At 69.9% G+C, this 16834-nt stretch carries 17 protein-coding genes; 14 read left to right on the plus strand and 3 right to left on the minus strand.

Annotated elements, in window-relative coordinates; all coding sequences use genetic code 11:
* Positions 1-310: 310 nt before the first annotated feature.
* Both ACE3N6_RS03760 and ACE3N6_RS03765 read right to left on the minus strand, forming a co-directional pair.
* On the minus strand, positions 311-778 hold the full coding sequence (locus tag ACE3N6_RS03760) for a hypothetical protein (RefSeq protein WP_374243838.1): 468 nt from the start codon (positions 776-778) through the stop codon (positions 311-313).
* 140 nt (positions 779-918) lie between these two features.
* Positions 919-1815, minus strand: coding sequence for a LysR family transcriptional regulator (locus ACE3N6_RS03765; RefSeq protein ID WP_374243839.1), 897 nt, complete (start codon positions 1813-1815; stop codon positions 919-921).
* Positions 1816-1917: 102 nt separating this feature from the next.
* Here ACE3N6_RS03765 and ACE3N6_RS03770 point away from each other — a divergent pair, with 102 nt between their 5' ends.
* On the plus strand, positions 1918-3036 hold the full coding sequence (locus ACE3N6_RS03770) for an alkene reductase (RefSeq protein WP_374243840.1): 1119 nt from the start codon (positions 1918-1920) through the stop codon (positions 3034-3036).
* Complete coding sequence (locus ACE3N6_RS03775; RefSeq protein ID WP_374243841.1) at positions 3033-4049, plus strand: zinc-binding alcohol dehydrogenase family protein; 1017 nt, start codon at positions 3033-3035, stop codon at positions 4047-4049. Before ACE3N6_RS03770 ends, ACE3N6_RS03775 begins: the two co-directional genes overlap by 4 nt.
* Here the strand turns inward: ACE3N6_RS03775 and ACE3N6_RS03780 are convergent.
* Positions 4046-8785: a PAS domain S-box protein gene (locus ACE3N6_RS03780; RefSeq protein ID WP_374243842.1), complete on the minus strand. Its 4740-nt coding sequence runs from the start codon at positions 8783-8785 to the stop codon at positions 4046-4048. The two genes, ACE3N6_RS03775 and ACE3N6_RS03780, sit on opposite strands and share 4 nt — an antisense overlap.
* A 195-nt stretch (positions 8786-8980) precedes the next feature.
* Between ACE3N6_RS03780 and ACE3N6_RS03785 the strand changes: the two genes are divergently transcribed.
* The 12 genes from ACE3N6_RS03785 to lptB all read left to right on the plus strand — a co-directional run bounded on the left by ACE3N6_RS03785 (position 8981) and on the right by lptB (position 16821).
* A complete protein-coding gene (locus ACE3N6_RS03785) occupies positions 8981-9115 on the plus strand; it encodes a hypothetical protein (RefSeq protein WP_374243844.1) in 135 nt (44 codons plus the stop codon).
* Between the two features lie 88 nt (positions 9116-9203).
* Positions 9204-9638: a cyclic nucleotide-binding/CBS domain-containing protein gene (locus ACE3N6_RS03790; protein WP_374243845.1), complete on the plus strand. Its 435-nt coding sequence runs from the start codon at positions 9204-9206 to the stop codon at positions 9636-9638.
* Between the two features lie 147 nt (positions 9639-9785).
* Positions 9786-10397, plus strand: coding sequence for a riboflavin synthase (locus ACE3N6_RS03795; RefSeq protein WP_374243846.1), 612 nt, complete (start codon positions 9786-9788; stop codon positions 10395-10397).
* Positions 10394-11494, plus strand: a complete 1101-nt coding sequence (ribBA, locus tag ACE3N6_RS03800) for a bifunctional 3,4-dihydroxy-2-butanone-4-phosphate synthase/GTP cyclohydrolase II (RefSeq protein ID WP_374243847.1) — start codon at positions 10394-10396, stop codon at positions 11492-11494. The genes ACE3N6_RS03795 and ribBA overlap by 4 nt, the downstream gene beginning before the upstream one ends.
* A 31-nt stretch (positions 11495-11525) precedes the next feature.
* Complete coding sequence (gene ribH, locus ACE3N6_RS03805; RefSeq protein ID WP_374243848.1) at positions 11526-11996, plus strand: 6,7-dimethyl-8-ribityllumazine synthase; 471 nt, start codon at positions 11526-11528, stop codon at positions 11994-11996.
* On the plus strand, positions 11993-12469 hold the full coding sequence (nusB, locus tag ACE3N6_RS03810; protein WP_374243849.1) for a transcription antitermination factor NusB: 477 nt from the start codon (positions 11993-11995) through the stop codon (positions 12467-12469). Before ribH ends, nusB begins: the two co-directional genes overlap by 4 nt.
* Before the next feature lie 29 nt (positions 12470-12498).
* Positions 12499-13467: a thiamine-phosphate kinase gene (gene thiL, locus ACE3N6_RS03815; protein WP_374243850.1), complete on the plus strand. Its 969-nt coding sequence runs from the start codon at positions 12499-12501 to the stop codon at positions 13465-13467.
* On the plus strand, positions 13464-13943 hold the full coding sequence (locus ACE3N6_RS03820) for a phosphatidylglycerophosphatase A (RefSeq protein ID WP_374243851.1): 480 nt from the start codon (positions 13464-13466) through the stop codon (positions 13941-13943). Before thiL ends, ACE3N6_RS03820 begins: the two co-directional genes overlap by 4 nt.
* On the plus strand, positions 13943-14428 hold the full coding sequence (locus tag ACE3N6_RS03825; RefSeq protein ID WP_374243852.1) for a CinA family protein: 486 nt from the start codon (positions 13943-13945) through the stop codon (positions 14426-14428). Before ACE3N6_RS03820 ends, ACE3N6_RS03825 begins: the two co-directional genes overlap by 1 nt.
* Positions 14429-14600: 172 nt before the next feature.
* Positions 14601-15635, plus strand: a complete 1035-nt coding sequence (gene recA / locus ACE3N6_RS03830) for a recombinase RecA (protein ID WP_374243853.1) — start codon at positions 14601-14603, stop codon at positions 15633-15635.
* 27 nt (positions 15636-15662) lie between these two features.
* Complete coding sequence (gene recX, locus ACE3N6_RS03835) at positions 15663-16112, plus strand: recombination regulator RecX (protein WP_374243854.1); 450 nt, start codon at positions 15663-15665, stop codon at positions 16110-16112.
* Positions 16099-16821, plus strand: a complete 723-nt coding sequence (lptB, locus tag ACE3N6_RS03840; RefSeq protein ID WP_374243855.1) for an LPS export ABC transporter ATP-binding protein — start codon at positions 16099-16101, stop codon at positions 16819-16821. Before recX ends, lptB begins: the two co-directional genes overlap by 14 nt.
* The last annotated feature ends 13 nt before the right edge of the window (positions 16822-16834 follow it).

Raw genomic sequence — 16834 nt, forward strand, 5'->3', positions numbered from 1 at the left:
CTCCGGGGTCGGACGAATTTGCCCCCGCCCGGGCGCTTTTGGGTCCGACCCGGGAGCAATTTCGCCCGACCCGGGACCTCAATCGTCCGAACCGGGAGCTTAATCGTCCGAACCGGGAGCAAAAAGATCCCGGTCGGGAGCAAAAAGGCCCCAACCGGGAACAAAAAGGTCCTAACCGGGGCGGCCACGCTCCCAACCCTGGAGTGTCAGTCATTTTGTGTTCGAAGCGAATTTCGATTGATCCCGAGTCGGCGCCACCAAACAAAACGGGCGGGGAAGCCCCCGCCCGTCACCCCCGCCGGCAGCGCCTTCAGGCCGCCGGCGCTGCCTTGGGCTTACGATTGCCCGGCCGCCGCACCAGCATCGCGTCCTGCAGCATCGTCAGGCTCTCGTCCTTGCCGAACATCTGCATCAGCCCGTAGCCCTTCGAGGCCGCCACCATCACATCGCTACCCAGCGCCATCAGCGTGTCGTCCAGTTTGGCGACCGCATCGTGCAGGCGCACCGCACGCGGCCGCAGCATGTCGAAAGCCGCCAGATCGGACACCATCTCGTCCAGCGCAAAGGTGGCCGGCAGCACATCGCGGTTCTGCCCCAGCAGCATCGCCGCCTGGCGACAGAACTGCTCCGACTTGTCCCCCATCTTCGACAAACCTTTCACCTCGTCCGCCGTGAGCGACAGCAGCGGCTTGACGAACTTTTCGATCACTGCCAGCGCGGCATCGAACTCGGCAACATCGGCAGCGGAAATATCGAGGGAAACGAGGTTCTGGGTCATGGTGCACTCTCCGGTAACAGTATGAATTGAGCGCGCCGGCGCGCCCCAGCCGGGGGCCCGCCGACGCGGATCGAATGATATAGCAATTACCCGCAAGTCATTCGCGCAAAATGCAATGCAGATCGCCGGGGCACAGCGCCTCAGCCCGCCCCACCCCCAAACCCCTCCTCCAGCCACGCCAGCAGCGCCTTGATCCGAGCGGGCTGGTAGCGGCGGCTGGGGTAGGCCACGTAGAGGGGGGTGGCGTCGTAGGTGGCGTCGGGGAAGAGATCGATGAGGCGGCCGGCGTCGAGGTCGGCCTGCACGTCGAGGCGGGATTTGTAGGCGATGCCGTGGCCGGCCACGGCCCACTGGCGGACGAGGGCGCCGTCGTCGGCGGCGCGGTCGCCGGTCACCGCAATCTCCCGATGCTGGCCTTGATGGAACAGGCGCCAGCGGTTGAACAGTTCGCCGTTACGGTAGAAGCAGATGCAGTTGCGCCGGGCGAGTGCTTCGAAGCTCTCCGGCTGGCCGTGGCGGGCAAGGTAATTGGGCGACGCGACCAGCACCCGGCCGTTGTCGCACAGCTTGCGGCCCACGAGGCCGGAATCCTCGCTGAGGCCGTAGCGCAGCACCAGATCGATGGGGTTGCGGTAGAGGTCGATGAGCCCGTCCGACAGGTGCATCACCAGCCGCACCTGGGGGTGGCGCTGGCGGAAGGGTTCGAGCAGGGTGTCGAGCCGGTCGCGGCCCAGGTCGGACGGTGCGCCCAGGTGGATGTCGCCGGAGAGCTGCTCGCGGCCCTGGCGCAGCGCGGCGAGGCCCTCTTCGAGCGCCAGCTGGGATTGCTGGCAGTGGCCCAGAAAGGTTTCGCCGGCCTGGGTGAGGCGCAGCGAGCGGGTTGAGCGCTCGATGAGCTGGCTGTCCACCCGCTGCTCCAGGCGCTTGATGGCGGCGCTGGCGGCGGCGGGGCTCATGCCCAGGGCGCGGCCGGCGGCGCTGATGTTGCCGAGTTCGGCCACGCGGATGAAGAGTTGCACGTCGGGGAGATGGATCATCTTCAAACCCTGTTTGATATTGCGTCAAAGCATAGACCAATTATCAAACCGTAGCGGGCACCCTAGACTGGCTGGCATCTTCACTGCCTGGACTTTGCCGCCATGACCGCTCTGCTCTTCCAGCCAACCCGCATCGGCGGGCTGACCCTTCCCAACCGCATCGCGATGCCGCCCCTCACCCGCGCCCGGGCGGGCCAGCCGGGCAACGTGCCCACCGCGCTGAACGCCACCTACTACGCCCAGCGGGCAAGCGCGGGGCTGATCGTGGCCGAGGCCACCGACATCTCGCCGGACGCCAAGGGCTACGCCCTCACTCCGGGCATCCACAGCGCGGCGCAGATCGCCGGCTGGCGGCGGGTCACCGACGCGGTGCACCGCGCGGGCGGGCGCATCTTCCTGCAGATCTGGCACTGCGGCCGCATGTCGCACCCCGATTTCCACGCCGGCGCCCTGCCGGTGGCGCCGTCGGCGGTGGCCTTCCCGGGGCAGGTGTGGCAGATCGGGCCCGACGGCCAGGGCGGCATGGTGCCCTGCCCGACGCCGCGCGCGCTGGAGACCGCCGAGATCGCCGGCATCGTGGCGGATTTCCGTCAGGCGGCCATCAACGCCATCGAGGCCGGGTTTGACGGGGTGGAAGTCCATGGTGCCAACGGCTACCTGATCGACCAGTTCCTGCGCAGCACGTCCAACCGGCGCAGCGACGCCTACGGCGGCAGCCGCGAGAACCGCCTGCGCTTTCTGCTGGAGGTGACCGACGCGGTGATCGGCGCCATCGGCGCGGCCCGCACCGGGGTGCGCCTGTCGCCGCGCAACCGGGCGAACGGCATGGACTGCCCGGACAGCATCCCCACCGCCGTCGAGGCCGCCGCCCGGCTGGCCGCGCGCGGCGTGGCCTACCTGCACACCAACGAGCCCGGCGACGACAGCCCGGAGGCCACCGCGGTGCGCCAGCAGCTGCGCGCCGCCTTCCCCGGCCCGATCATCGTGGCCGGCGGCTACACCCGGGAGCGGGCCGACGCCGTGCTGGCGGCCGGCGAGGCCGATCTGGTGGCCTTCGGCCAGGCCTTCATCGCCAACCCCGACCTGCCGGCCCGGCTGCTGCACGGCTGGCCCCTCAACCCGCCGGACGGGCGCACCTTCTTCGGCGGCGACCCCCAGGGCAACGCCCACGGCTACACCGATTACCCCACCCACGCCGCCACCGGGGAGCAGCCCGCATGAAAGCCGTCGCCTACCTGCAGCCCGGCGCCATCGACCGCGCCGACGCCCTGATCGACGTCGAACTCCCCCGCCCCGTGCCCAGCGGCCGCGACCTGCTGGTGGAGGTGCAGGCGATTGCGGTGAATCCGGTGGATACCAAGGTGCGGCGGAGCGCCGCGCCGCCCGCCGGCGAATACAAGGTGCTGGGCTACGACGCGGTGGGCATCGTGCGCGAGACGGGGCCGGAGGCGACCCTGTTCCGCCCCGGCGACGCGGTGTGGTACGCCGGCGCCATCGACCGCCCGGGCAGCAACGCAGAGTTCCAATTGGTGGATGAGCGCCTGGTGGGCCGCAAGCCGGCCAGCCTCGCCCCGGCCGACGCCGCGGCGCTGCCCCTCACCGGCATCACCGCCTGGGAGCTGCTGTTCGACCGCCTGCAGGTGCCGCTGGCCGGCGAGGGCCGCCCGGGCACGCTGCTGATCGTGGGGGCCGCCGGCGGGGTGGGCTCGATCCTGATCCAGCTGGCCCGCCAGCGCACCGGGCTCACCGTGGTGGGCACCGCGTCGCGCCCGGAGAGCCGGGCCTGGGCACTGGAACTGGGCGCCCACCGCGTGATCGACCACCGCCAGCCCTTTGCGCCGCAGATCGCGGCCCTCGGCGTGCCGCCGGTGGATTACGCCGTCAGCCTCACCCACACCGACCGGCACTTCGCGCAACTGGTGGAGGCCCTGGCGCCCCAGGGCAAGCTGGCCCTGATCGACGACCCGGAGCCCTTCGACGTGCGCCTGATGAAGCGCAAGAGCCTGAGCCTGCACTGGGAGCTGATGTTCACCCGCTCGCTGTTCCAGACCGACGACATGGCGGCCCAGCACCGCCTGCTCGACGCCCTCGCCGGGCTGGTGGACCAGGGCGCCATCCGCAGCACCGCGCAGACGAAGCTCGGCCCCATCTGCGCGGCCAACCTGCGCACCGCCCACGCCCTGCTGGAGAGCGGCAAGGCGGTGGGCAAGATCGTGCTGGCGGGCTTCGCCTAAGCCGCCGGCTTGCCGGCCCCGCGCCGCAGCCAGCGCAGAATGGTGGAGAACAGCCGATCCGGCTCCACCGGCTTGGAGAGGAAGTCGTCCATCCCGGCGGCCATGCACTGGGCGCGGTCTTCGGCGAAGGCGTTGGCGGTCATCGCCACGATGGGCACGGATTCCCGGCCGGGGATGGTGCGGATGCGCCGGGTGGCCTCCAGCCCGTCCATCTCGGGCATCTGCATGTCCATCAGGATGAGGTCGAAGGGCGCCTCGCGGAGCATGTCCACCGCCACCGCGCCGTTGCCGGCGATCGCCACATCCAGCCCCACGTCCAGGAGGAACAGGCGCGCCACCTCCTGGTTGACCGGCTCGTCCTCCACCAGCAGCACGTGGGCGCCGGCGAAATCGCGGCGCAGCACCAGATCGGCCTGGGCGGCCTCGGCGGACAGCCCGCCCAGGGCGTGGACCGGCCGGCCGACCCCCACCCAGGCGGTGAACCAGAAGGTGCTGCCCACCCCCTGGGTGCTCTCGGCGCCGGCCTCGCCGCCCATCAGTTCGGCCAGCCGCCGGGTGATCGCCAGCCCCAGGCCGGTGCCGCCGTACTTGCGGGTGTTGGAGGCGTCGCCCTGCTCGAAGGCGCCGAACAGCTTGGGCAGCACCTCGGGCGGCACGCCGATGCCGCTGTCGCGCACCTCGACCCGCAGCTTGATGCGCCCGTCGCGCCGCTCCAGCACCCGGGCGCTGAGGCACACCGTGCCTCGCTCGGTGAACTTGACGGCGTTGCTGGCCAGGTTGAGCAGCGCCTGGGTAAAGCGGGTGGCGTCGCCCCGCACCAGGCTGGGCAGGCTCTCGATGTTCAGTTCCATCCGCAGGCCCTTGGCGCCGACCCGCTCGTTGAGCATCGAGGCCACGCCGGAGACGATGCCGTCGAGGGCGAACTCGCTGTCCTCCAGCAGGAACTTCTCGGCCTCGATCTTGGAGAGGTCGAGGATGTCGTTGATGACCCCCAGCAGGTGCTGGGCGGCGCTGTCGATCTTGTCGAGCTGGTCGGCCTGCTGGGCGCTCACCCCCTCGCGCCGCATGATGTGGGCCATGCCCAGCACGGCGTTGAGCGGGGTGCGGATCTCGTGGCTCATGTTGGCCAGGAAGGCGCTCTTGGCCCGGCTGGCGCTCTCGGCGGCATCCTTGGCCAGGGCCAGCTCGCGGGTGCGCTCGTCCACCAGGCTCTCCAGGTGCAGGCGGTAGCGCTCCAGCTCGTGCTCGTTGCGCTTCTCGTCGGTGATGTCGCGGTTGATGCACAGGTAGTGCGAGACGCTGCCGTCGATCCGGCGCACCGGCGAGATCACCGCCCACTCCACGTACACCTCGCCGTTGCGGCGGCGGTTGATGAGTTCGCCCCGCCAGGCATCGCCGCGGGTGAGGGCCTGCCACATCTGGCGGAAGACCTCCGGCGGGGTCTGGCCGGACTGCATGATGCGGGGGTTCTTGCCGCGCACCTCGTCGAGGGTGTAGCCGGAGACCTGCTCGAAGGCGGCATTGACGTACAGGATGCGCGCGTCCAGATCGGTGAGCACGATGCTGCCGGGGTACTGCTCGACGGCCGTGGACAGCATGCGCAGCTGCTCCTCGGCGAGCTTGCGCTCGGTGATGTCGGTGGAGATGCCGCACAGGGCGTAGATGGTGCCGTCCTCCCGGCGCAGGGGCAGCTTGACCGACAGGAAGCTGCGGTACTGGCCGGTGTTGAAGTCGCGGTTGGTCTCCTCCAGCTCGATCCGCTCGCCGCCGGCGATCACCCGGCGGTCGTTTTCCCGCAGGCGGGCGGCGGTGGGGGCGTCGAAAAAGACGTCGTCGGCCTTGCCGACCACCGCCTCGCGCTCGACCCCGAACAGGGCGCAGACCTCGCGGTTGGCGTAGGTGTAGCGGTAGGCCACGTCCTTGATGTAGATGTAGGCGCCCACGTTGTCGAGGATGGTGGCGAGCATCTCCTCGCTCTGGCGGCGGCGCTCCTCGCCCAGGCGGCGCTCGGTCACGTCCAGCACGATGCCGATGTAGCTGAGCAGCCGGCCCATGTCGTCGAACACCGGCTGGCCACGGCACAGCAGCCAGCGCGGCGGCGCGGCCGGCGGCAGCATCACCCGCCATTCGGTCTCGAAGGGGGTGGCGGTCCGGCGGGCCTCGGTGACGACGGCCACCACCCGGTCCAGGTCGTCCGGGTCGATGGTCTGCCACCAGGTCTCGGAGGACGGGATGACCCCGTCGGTGGGCAGGCCGTAGAGCGACCACAGCTCGTCGGACCAGAAGTGGTTGTTGCTGTCGATGAACCACTCCCAGGTGCCGGCCCGGGCCGCGTCGAGGGCCAGCCGCAGGCGCCGCTCGCTGGCCCGCAGCAGGGCCTCGGAGAGGCTCCGCTCGGTGACGTCCGAGACGGTGGCGAGGACATGCTCCACCCCGTCCATCGACAGGCTCGACAGCCCGATCTCGATCGCCAGCTCCGAGCCGTCCTTGCGCCGCCCGATCAGGCTGCGCCGGGCCACCAGCGCCTGGGCCAGCCCCGGCTGGGCGCCGTACGTCTCGCGCTGGAGCACGTGGCTGGCGCGTAGCTGGTCGGGCACCAGCAGCTCCACCTGGGCCCCGGTAAGCTCCCCGGGGCCATAGTCGAACATCCGCTCCAGGGCCGGATTGACCAGCACCATCCGCCCCTCCGGCGACACCACCGCCAGCCCGTCCACGCTGGAATTCCACACCTGACGGAAGCGCGCCTCGCTGCGCGCCTGGGCCTCCTCGGCCCGGTGCAGGTCGGAGATGTCGGTGAAGGTGAGCACCGCGCCGGCCGTGCGACCGTTTTCGTCGCGGTAGGCGTCGATCTGCATCAGGTAGTGGAAACCGCGCTGATGGACATGCTCGACGGTGGACTCGTTGCGCGCCACCACGCCCTCGACCCACTCCCGCAGGCGCGGCAACTCCAGGTAGCACGGCACGCCGTAGAGGAACTGGCCGATGTCGTTGGGGAGCAGGCCGAAGATGCGCGAGGCCAGCGGGTTGAAGCGGGTCACCCGGCCGTCCCGGTCCACCACCACCAGGCTGGTGCGGATGGAGTTCTGGATGTTGCCCAGGGTGGCGTTGAGCCGGGCGTACTCGACCGACTTGAGCTGCAGCTCGTCGTTGAGGCTGGTCAGCTCCTCGTTGGTGGCCTGGAGTTCCTCGTTGGACGCCTGCAGCTCCTCGCCGGCCGACTGCAATTCTTCATTGACGCACTGGAGTTCCTCGTTCGAGGCCTCGAGCTGCTCGATGACCGCCTGCAGGTGGTCGCGGGTATCGGCCAGCTCGTGGCGCAGCCGGGCGATCTCGTCGGCGGCCTCGCCGGGGGGCAGCTGCGCGGTGGCGCCCCCGGGGCGCAGCGTCACCGTCGCGCGGGTCTCCTCGAAGCCGATCAGCAGTGCCCATTGTGGGTCGCTGCCGCCACTCTCGACGCGCCGCACCACCGGCCGCACCTTCAGGGTCTCCTCGCCGAAACGCACCAGGGTGCCCAAGCCCTGCAGCTCGGCCAGCTGCTCCTGGCGCATCCGGAAGCACAGGGCCCGCAGCTCGCTGCGCAGCTCGGGCAGGCACAGGCCGAACACCGAGAAGTCGGCGCTGCCCGCCGGCAGCGCGAAGTAGCGCCGCGACGCCCCGAAGAAATGCAGCGGCTCGAAGCTCGCGTCGATCAGCACCGCCGGCGGGCCGTAAATATCCAGCAGCATCCGGCGGCTCACATCCACCAGGGAATCGCGCCGTGCCGAACTGGCCTGGCGCGGCAGCGGCGGCCGGGTCATGGCCACCGGGCGCGAGACCTGCGGCCGCGCCACCGGCAGCGCGCAGCTGCGGTAGAGCTTGCCGGCGGTATCCACCGCCTCGAAGCCGTCGCCGTCGAAACCCGCCGACTCGGACTTGCCCAGCAGCAGCAGCCCGCCCGGGCGGAGCGCGAAGTGGAAGCTGCGCAGCAGCTCGGCCTGCCGGCCCGGCTTGAAGTAGATCAGGATGTTGCGGCAGCTCACCAGATCCATCCGCACCAGCGGCGGATGGCCGATCAGGTCGTGCATCGAGAAGACGCACATCTCCCGCAGGGCCTTGGAGACCCGCCAGCCCTCGCCCTCGGACCGGAACCAGCGCGAGAGGCGCTCGGGCGACAGGCCGCTCACCTCCGCCGCCGAATAACGCCCGGCGCGGGCCAGGTCGAGGGCCTCCTCGTCGATGTCGGTGGCGAAGACCCGGGCGTCGAGCTTGCCCAGACGCTCCCCGAGCGCCTCCGCCAGCACGATGGCGATGGAGTACACCTCCTCGCCGGTGGCGCAGGCCGGCACCCACACCCGCACCGACTCGCCCGCCGCCTTGCCGGCCACCACCGCCTGCAGCGCCCGGGCCAGCTCGTCGAAGACCTCCGGATCGCGGAAGAACGACGACACCGAGATCATGAAGCTCTGCTGGAGCCGGCCCAGCTCCTCGGGGCTCACGTTCAGGTGGGCCAGATAGGCGTCGAGCCCGGCGAAGCCGTGGGCCCGGCAGCGGCGCATGGTCTGGCGCCACAGGGTGCGCTCCTTGTAGCAGCGCATGTCGACACCGCTTGCCTTGGACACCAGGGTCAGGATCGCCTGAAAGGCCTCGGCATCGGGCCCGGCGCGCTCGGGAGAAGCCGGATCGCCCGGGGTCGCAGCCCCGGAAGCGGGGTGCAGCAGATCGAACGCTGGGGAGCTTTTTTTCGTTTCGTCGGTCATCTGTTCACCGGACCAGGAGCCATCGCGCGCAAGCGGCCAATCTTAAGCCGAAGCGGGGCCGCCTGACTGCGTTTTGTCGCCGGGCGAACGTAAATCCACACATCCCGGCCCACCCGCCGGAGAGCACGTGCGAACCTTGCGAAAGCCCGCCCGACGTTCCATCATGAATTCACCCACCCTGCCGGAGATGACACGATGATCCGCAAGATTGCCCTCCTTCTGGCCCTCGCCCTGGGCTTTGCCGCCGGCGCCCAGGCCTGCGGCGAAAACGGCGCCAAGAACGGCAAGCCCGACATGAGCAAGCCGGCGAACCCCAAACCCACCGCCTGACCCCGGCACCGCCCCCACAACAAGCGCGCCCGCCCAGGGCGCCTCCGTCGCGATCGCCACCATTCCAAATTCAATCAGGAGACACGCCATGCCCCACAGAACCCTGCGTCAGGTCGTCGAAGGCCAGACCCTCGTATCCGCCCTGGCCGACACCACCGTCCGCGCCGCCGCCATCGCCATGGCCAACGCCAAGGTCGGCGCCATCGTCGTGGTCGACGGCGGCGGGCGCCTCAGCGGCCTGTTCACCGAGCGCGACATGCTCAACCGCGTCGTGGCCCGCGGGCTCGACCCGGACAGCACGCCCCTCTCCGCGGTGATGACCGCCCAGCTCCAGACCGCCACCCCCGACAAGCCCCTCGCCCACGCCCTGCACATGATGTTCGAGGGCGGCTTCCGCCACGTGCCGGTGGTGGACGACGGCAAGCCGGTGGGCATGGTGTCGGCCCGCAACGCCCTCGGGCTGGAGATCCACCAGTTCGAGCAGGAGCTGGTGGAGCGCGACCACATCGCCGAGATCCTCTGACCCGGCCCGGCCGGCGGCCGCCCCCCGGGGGGGGGCCGGGGGGGCGGCCCGCGTGGCCGCCCCGATGCCCCCGCCCCGCAAGCCGGCGCGGAAAAAAGCACGAATCGCGCTAAAATCCCGGTTTCCCCCTCAGATCAACCCAATCCCATGTTCTCCGGAATCGTTGCCGCCACGGGCCGCATCCTGAGCGTCGCGCCCCTCGAAGACGGCGTGCGCCTGACAGTCGATGTCGGCACCCTCGATCTCGACGACGTCCAGCTGGGCGACAGCATCGCCAACAGCGGCGTGTGTCTCACCGTCGTCGCCCGCGACGGCAAGACCGTCTGCTTCGACGTCTCCCGCGAAACCCTCAACTGCACCGTCGGCCTCGACGCCCCGGGCGAGGTCAACCTCGAAAAGGCCCTGCGCCTGGCCGACCGTCTCGGCGGCCACCTGGTCACCGGCCACGTCGATGGCATCGGCGAAGTGCAGAAGTTCGCCCCCGTGGGCGAGAGCCACGAACTCATCGTCCGCGCCCCGGCCAGCCTCGCCGGCTACATCGCCCGCAAGGGCTCGATCACCGTCGACGGCGTGAGCCTCACCGTCAACTGGGTGAAGGGCTGCGACTTCTCGATCAACCTCATCCCCCACACCGTGCAGGTCACCACGCTCAAGCGCCTCGCCGCCGGCAGCCGGGTGAACCTCGAGATCGACCTCATCGCCCGCTACGTCGAGCGCATGCAGGCCTGGCGCACCGAGCAGGAAGGAAGCCCCGCATGAGCGCGCTGGCCCCCATCAACGAAATCATCGCCGACATCAAGGCCGGCCGCATGGTCATCCTCGTCGACGAAGAAGACCGCGAGAACGAAGGCGACATCGTCATCGCCGCCGAACACATCACGCCCGAGGCCATCAACTTCATGGCCAAGCACGCCCGCGGCCTGATCTGCCTCACCCTCACCGAAGAACGCTGCCGCCAGCTGGGCATCAACCAGATGGCCCGCGACAACCGCAGCCAGTTCTCCACCGCCTTCACAGTGTCCATCGAAGCCGCCGAGGGCGTGACCACCGGCATCTCCGCCGCCGACCGCGCGCGCACCGTGCAGGCCGCCGTAGCCCGCCATGCCCGCCCGGCCGACATCGTCCAGCCCGGCCACATCTTCCCGATCATGGCCAAACCCGGCGGCGTGCTGATCCGCGCCGGCCACACCGAAGCCGGCTGCGACCTCGCCGGCATCGCCGGGCTCGAGCCCGCGTCGGTGATCTGCGAGATCATGAACGACGACGGCACCATGTCGCGCATGCCCCAGCTGATCGAGTTCGCCCAGCTCCACGGCCTCAAGATCGGCGCGATCCGCGACCTCATCGAATACCGCGCCCGCACCGAGAAGCTCGTCGAAAAGGTCAGCGAGAAGACCGTCAGCACCGCCCACGGCGACTTCCGCCTGTCGGCCTTCGAAGACCGCACCTCCGGCGACGTGCACCTCGCCATGTCCTACGGCGCCATCTCGCCCGACGTCGAAACCCTGGTGCGCGTCCACGAACCCGTCTCGGTGCTCGACTTCCTCGACCCCACCAGCGGCCGCCACACCTTCCCCATCGACACCGCGCTGCAGCGCATCGCCCAGCACGGCAACGGCGTGATCGTCCTGCTCTACCGCCCCCAGAGCGGGCAGGAACTCCTCGCCCAGCTCGCCACCGACGCCGCCGCACCGCGCCCCGCCCAGAAGTGGGACCCGCGCCTGTTCGGCGTCGGCGCCCAGATCCTGCGCGAACTGCGGGTCGGCAAGATGCGCCTGATGGCCAGCCCCCGCAAGATCCCCAGCATGACCGGCTTCGGCCTCACCGTCGTCGGCCACGCGGCCCCCGACGCCTGACCCGGCCCTCCACTCCTTTCCAGGTCACACCATGCCCCGCTACGACAACATCCCCGAAATCGAACCCAACCTCGACGGCCGCGGCCTCAAGGTGGGCGTCGTCATGTGCCGCTTCAACCTCGACGTGTGCGAAGGCCTGCTCTCCGCCTGCACCGCCGAACTGCAACGCCTCGGCGTCGCGGCCGACGACATCGCCGTCGCCACCGTGCCCGGCGCCCTCGAAGCGCCGCTCACCCTCCAGGTCATGGCCCGGAGCGGCCGCTTCGACGCCCTCGTCGCCCTCGGCGCGGTGATCCGCGGCGAGACCTACCACTTCGAGCTTGTCTCCAACGAACAGGGCGCCGGCATCACCCGCGTCGCCCTCGACACCGGCGTGCCCATCGCCAACGGCATCCTCACCACCGAAGACGACGACCAGGCCCTCGCCCGCATGCAGGTCAAGGGCGCCGACTGCGCCCAGGCCGCCGTCGAGATGGCCCGACTCCTGAAGGCCCTGGCATGAGCGGCGCCAACAAATCCCCCCGCCGTCGCGCCCGCGAGTTCGCCCTCCAGGGCGTCTACCAGTGGCTGCTCAACCAGTCGCCCGTCACGTCCATCGAAGCCCAGATGGCCGAAGTCGCCGGTTTCGACAAGTGCGACCGGGAGCTCTTCGTCGGCCTGCTGCGCGGCACCCTCAGCAACGCGCCCGAACTCCAGGTCGGCTTCGCCCCCTACATCGAGCGTCCCCTCAACGAGCTGTCGCCGATCGAACGCGGCATCCTGCTGATGTCTACCTTCGAACTCGCCCACCGCCCCGAGACCCCCTACCGGGTCATCATCAACGAGGCCATCGAGCTGGCCAAGGGCTTCGGCGGCACCGACGGCCACAAGTTCGTGAACGGCGTGCTCGACAAGCTCGCCGCCCGCCTGCGCGCCGACGAAGTCGAAGCCAACGCCCGCGAGCGCCAGGCCGCCCGCGGCAACAAGCCGGCCTGATCCGCCACCTGCCGGAGCCATCCCGCGCGATGCCGTCCGAGTTCGCCCTGATCCGCCGGCACTTCACCCGTCCCGCCCGCCACACCGATCTGGCGGTGGGCGACGACGCGGCGCTGATCCGCCCGGCCCCCGGCATGCAGCTGGCCATCTCCACCGACATGCTGGTGGCCGGCACCCACTTCTTCCCCGACACCGACCCCACCGATCTCGGCTGGAAGACCCTCGCGGTCAACGTCTCCGATCTCGCCGCCATGGGCGCCCAGCCCCGCTGGGTCGTCCTCGCCGCCAGCCTTCCCCGCCCCGACGAAGCCTGGATCGCCGCCTTCGCCCAAGGCTTCTTCGCCTGCTGCGAAGCCTTCGACATCGACGCCATCGGCGGCGACACCACCCGCGGCCCCCTCAACCTGTGCCCCACGATCTTCGGTGAGGTGCCCACCGGCGCCGCTATCACCCGCGGCGGCGCCCGGCCCGACGACGACCTGTGGGTCTCCGGTGCCCCCGGGCGCGCCGCCCTCGGCCTCGCCCACCTGCGCGGCGACACCCACCTCGCCGACACCTACCGGGACGACTGCCTCGCCGCCCTGCACCGGCCCCAGCCGCGGGTCGCCCTCGGCCTCGCCCTGCGCGGCATCGCCAGCGCCATGCTCGACGTCTCCGACGGCCTGCGCGGCGACCTCGGCCACAGCCCCGCCCGCCCCGCCGTCGGCGCGGTGATCGACGAAGCCAACCTGCCCCTCGCCCCCCTCGTCGCCGCCTGCGGCGACCCCGCCCTGGCCTTTGCCGCGTGCACCGGCGGGGGCGACGACTACGAACTGCTGTTCGCCGCCCCGCGCACCGAACGCGCCGCCCTGGCCGATCTTTCCGCCCGGCTCGACCTGCCCCTGCACCGCATCGGCACCGTCGTGCCGGCCGCCGACGGCCTGCGCCTGCGCGACGCCGGCGGCGCCCTGCGCAAGCTCAGCGCCCGCGGCTACGACCACTTCGGCAGCCCCCCATGAAGCCCACCGCGCGCTTCCTGCTGTCCGATCCGGCCCACTTCGTCTCCCTCGGCTTCGGCGCCGGGCTGTGGCCCAAGGGCCCCGGCACCGCCGGCACCCTGGCCGGCTGGCTGCTCTTCCCCTTCCTGCGCGCCCCGCTCTCCGACGGGCTCTTCGCCGGGCTGCTGGTCGCCTGCTTCCTGTTCGGCATCCTCGCCTGCGAACGCACCGGCCGCGCCCTCGGCGTCGCCGACCACGGCAGCATCGTGTGGGACGAGATCGTCGCCATCTGGCTGGTCCTGTGGCTCACCCCCGCCACCTTTGGCTGGCAGCTCACCGCCTTCGTGCTGTTCCGCTTCTTCGACATCGTCAAGCCGCAGCCCATCCGCTGGGTGGACGACCGCACCCGCGGCGGCTTCGGGGTGATGCTCGACGACCTCATCGCCGCCGGCTACACCCTGTTCGCGCTGGCCCTGCTCGTGAGACTCCTGACCTGATGGACGCCCAACTCGAAACCCTGTCCCGCCTCGTCGGCGAGCACCTCGCCGCCCGCCGCTGGCGCCTCGCCACCGCCGAATCCTGCACCGGAGGCTGGGTCGCCGAAGTCGTCACCGCCACCGCCGGCAGTTCCGGCTGGTTCGACTGCGGCTTCATCACCTACTCCAACGACGCCAAGTGCGCCCTGCTCGGCGTCTCCCCGATGACCCTCGCCCGCCACGGCGCCGTCAGCGAGCCCACCACCGCCGCCATGGTGCGCGGCGCCCTCGAGCGGGCCGAAGCCGACCTCGCCCTCTCCATCTCCGGCATCGCCGGCCCCGGCGGCGGATCGGCCGACAAGCCGGTCGGCACCGTGTGCTTCGGCTGGGGCCGGACCGGCGAATCCCCCCAGACGACCACCCGCCACTTCGACGGCGACCGCGAAACCATACGCCGCCAGGCCGTCGTTTTTGCCCTCAGCGAACTCCTCCGCCGCTACGTCTGACCCCCGCCATCGCCGCGCCGGGGCGAAACCGGTAGACGTGCGCATTTAACTGTATAAAATAACAGACCGCGCGTTCATTTTCGCGCCGACGCGTCTCGTGACGACGCGCAATCACCCGCACGCAAACTCTGTGCCATAATCTCCAAAACCCTTTTCACAAGGATCAAGACAGATGGATGACAACAAGGCCAAGGCCCTCGCCGCCGCGCTTTCCCAGATCGAAAAGCAGTTCGGCAAAGGCTCGATCATGCGGCTGGGCGACGGTGAAGTCGAAAGCGACATCCAGACCGTCTCCACCGGCTCCCTGGGCCTGGACATCGCCCTCGGCATCGGCGGCCTGCCCCGCGGCCGGGTGGTGGAAATCTACGGTCCCGAATCCTCCGGCAAGACCACCCTCACCCTCCAGGTCGTTGCCGAGATGCAGAAGCTCGGCGGCACCGCCGCCTTCATCGACGCCGAACACGCCCTCGACGTCACCTACGCCCAGAAGCTCGGGGTCAACATCGGCGACCTCCTGATCTCCCAGCCCGACACCGGCGAACAGGCCCTCGAGATCGCCGACATGCTGGTACGCTCCGGCGGCGTCGACGTGGTCGTCATCGACTCCGTCGCCGCCCTCACCCCGAAGGCCGAAATCGAAGGCGAGATGGGCGACCAACTCCCCGGCCTGCAGGCCCGCCTCATGAGCCAGGCCCTGCGCAAGCTCACCGCCAACATCAAGCGCACCAACACCCTGGTCATCTTCATCAACCAGATCCGCATGAAGATCGGCGTGATGTTCGGCAGCCCCGAGACCACCACCGGCGGCAACGCCCTCAAGTTCTACGCCTCGGTGCGGATGGACATCCGGCGCATCGGCACCATCAAGAAGAACGACGAGGTGATCGGCTCCGAAACCAAGGTCAAGGTCGTCAAGAACAAGGTCGCGCCCCCGTTCCGCGAGACCCTGTTCGACATCCTCTACGGCGAAGGCACCTCCCGCGAGGGCGAGATCATCGACCTGGGCGTCCAGCACAAGTTCGTCGACAAATCCGGCGCCTGGTACGCCTACGGCGGCGACAAGATCGGCCAGGGCAAGGACAACGCCCGCGAGTACCTCAAGGCCAACCCGCACATCGCCCGCGAGATCGAGAACAAGATCCGCGTCGCCGTCGGGCTGCCCGAGATGGCCGCGATCCCGCCCGCTGCCCCGGCCGCAGCCGCCTGAGCGCACTGACAGGAAAACGCCCAGCCCATGGCCACCAGTCTGCACGAGCGGGCCCTGCGCTGCCTGGCGCAGCGGGAACACTCCCGCGCCGAACTGGCCCGCAAGCTGGGCAAGCTCGGCAGCGAGGACGAGGTGAGTGCCGAACTCGACCGTCTGGTCGAACTCGGCCTCCTCTCCGACGCCCGCTTCGCCGACGCCTACGTGCGGGCCAAGGCCACCCGCTTCGGCACAACCCGGCTCAAGAGCGAGCTGGCCCGCCGCGGCGTGGGCGCCGAACAGATCGACCTCGCCCTTGCCGACAGCTGCACCGAAAGCGAACTCCAGCGCGCCTGCGACATCCACCGCCGAAAGTTCGCCACCGGGCCGGCAGACGCGCGAGAATGGGCGCGCCAGGCGCGTTTTCTTCAAGGTCGTGGCTTCTCGACCGAAATCATTCGTAGAGTCCTGAAAGAACACCCCGGCGATGAGCCTGCTTAAAGTCAGCAACCTGCGCAAGAAGTACAAGGCCCGCACCGTCGTCCACGACGTCTCCTTCGACGTCGGCAGCGGCGAAGTCGTCGGGCTGCTCGGCCCCAACGGCGCCGGCAAGACCACTTGCTTCTACATGATCGTCGGCCTCGTGGTGGCCGACGGCGGCGAGATCACCCTCGACGACCAGGTCCTGACCCATCGCCCGATCCACCAGCGCGCCCGCCTCGGCCTGTCCTACCTGCCCCAGGAGATGAGCGTCTTCCGCAAGCTCACGGTGGCCGAAAACATCCAGGCGGTGCTCGAACTGCAGAAGCTCAGCAAGGCCGAAATGGCCGCACGCCTCGAACAACTCCTCGGCGAGCTGGGCATCGAACACCTGCGCGACAACACCGCCATCTCCCTGTCCGGCGGCGAACGGCGGCGCTGCGAGATCGCCCGCGCCCTCGCCTCCGACCCGCGCCTGATCCTCCTCGACGAACCCTTCGCCGGCGTCGACCCGATCGCCGTGATCGACATCCAGAAGATCATCCGCTTCCTCAAGGAAAAGGGAATCGGCGTGCTCATCACCGACCACAACGTCCGCGAGACCCTCGGCATCTGCGACCGCGCCTTCATCATCAATGCCGGCGAAGTGCTGGCCAGCGGCCGCCCGGAAGACATCGTCCGGAATGAACAAGTCCGTCAGGTATACCTCGGCGAGCACTTCCGGCTTTAAGGCACCATTGCGG

Source organism: Zoogloea sp. (genome assembly GCF_041904905.1).
In the GTDB taxonomy this organism is placed as follows: Bacteria; Pseudomonadota; Gammaproteobacteria; order Burkholderiales; family Rhodocyclaceae; genus Zoogloea.

Coding starts and splice junctions, on each gene's coding strand:
- nusB (WP_374243849.1), top strand. CDS start 11,993: ATGAGCGGCGCCAACAAATCCCCCCGCCGTCGCGCCCGCGAGTTCGCC.
- ACE3N6_RS03785 (WP_374243844.1), top strand. CDS start 8,981: ATGATCCGCAAGATTGCCCTCCTTCTGGCCCTCGCCCTGGGCTTTGCC.
- ACE3N6_RS03770 (WP_374243840.1), top strand. CDS start 1,918: ATGACCGCTCTGCTCTTCCAGCCAACCCGCATCGGCGGGCTGACCCTT.
- ACE3N6_RS03765 (WP_374243839.1), bottom strand. CDS start 1,815: ATGATCCATCTCCCCGACGTGCAACTCTTCATCCGCGTGGCCGAACTC.
- recA (WP_374243853.1), top strand. CDS start 14,601: ATGGATGACAACAAGGCCAAGGCCCTCGCCGCCGCGCTTTCCCAGATC.
- ACE3N6_RS03780 (WP_374243842.1), bottom strand. CDS start 8,785: ATGACCGACGAAACGAAAAAAAGCTCCCCAGCGTTCGATCTGCTGCAC.
- ACE3N6_RS03825 (WP_374243852.1), top strand. CDS start 13,943: ATGGACGCCCAACTCGAAACCCTGTCCCGCCTCGTCGGCGAGCACCTC.
- ACE3N6_RS03790 (WP_374243845.1), top strand. CDS start 9,204: ATGCCCCACAGAACCCTGCGTCAGGTCGTCGAAGGCCAGACCCTCGTA.
- lptB (WP_374243855.1), top strand. CDS start 16,099: ATGAGCCTGCTTAAAGTCAGCAACCTGCGCAAGAAGTACAAGGCCCGC.
- ribH (WP_374243848.1), top strand. CDS start 11,526: ATGCCCCGCTACGACAACATCCCCGAAATCGAACCCAACCTCGACGGC.
- ACE3N6_RS03760 (WP_374243838.1), bottom strand. CDS start 778: ATGACCCAGAACCTCGTTTCCCTCGATATTTCCGCTGCCGATGTTGCC.
- thiL (WP_374243850.1), top strand. CDS start 12,499: ATGCCGTCCGAGTTCGCCCTGATCCGCCGGCACTTCACCCGTCCCGCC.
- ACE3N6_RS03820 (WP_374243851.1), top strand. CDS start 13,464: ATGAAGCCCACCGCGCGCTTCCTGCTGTCCGATCCGGCCCACTTCGTC.
- recX (WP_374243854.1), top strand. CDS start 15,663: ATGGCCACCAGTCTGCACGAGCGGGCCCTGCGCTGCCTGGCGCAGCGG.
- ACE3N6_RS03775 (WP_374243841.1), top strand. CDS start 3,033: ATGAAAGCCGTCGCCTACCTGCAGCCCGGCGCCATCGACCGCGCCGAC.
- ribBA (WP_374243847.1), top strand. CDS start 10,394: ATGAGCGCGCTGGCCCCCATCAACGAAATCATCGCCGACATCAAGGCC.
- ACE3N6_RS03795 (WP_374243846.1), top strand. CDS start 9,786: ATGTTCTCCGGAATCGTTGCCGCCACGGGCCGCATCCTGAGCGTCGCG.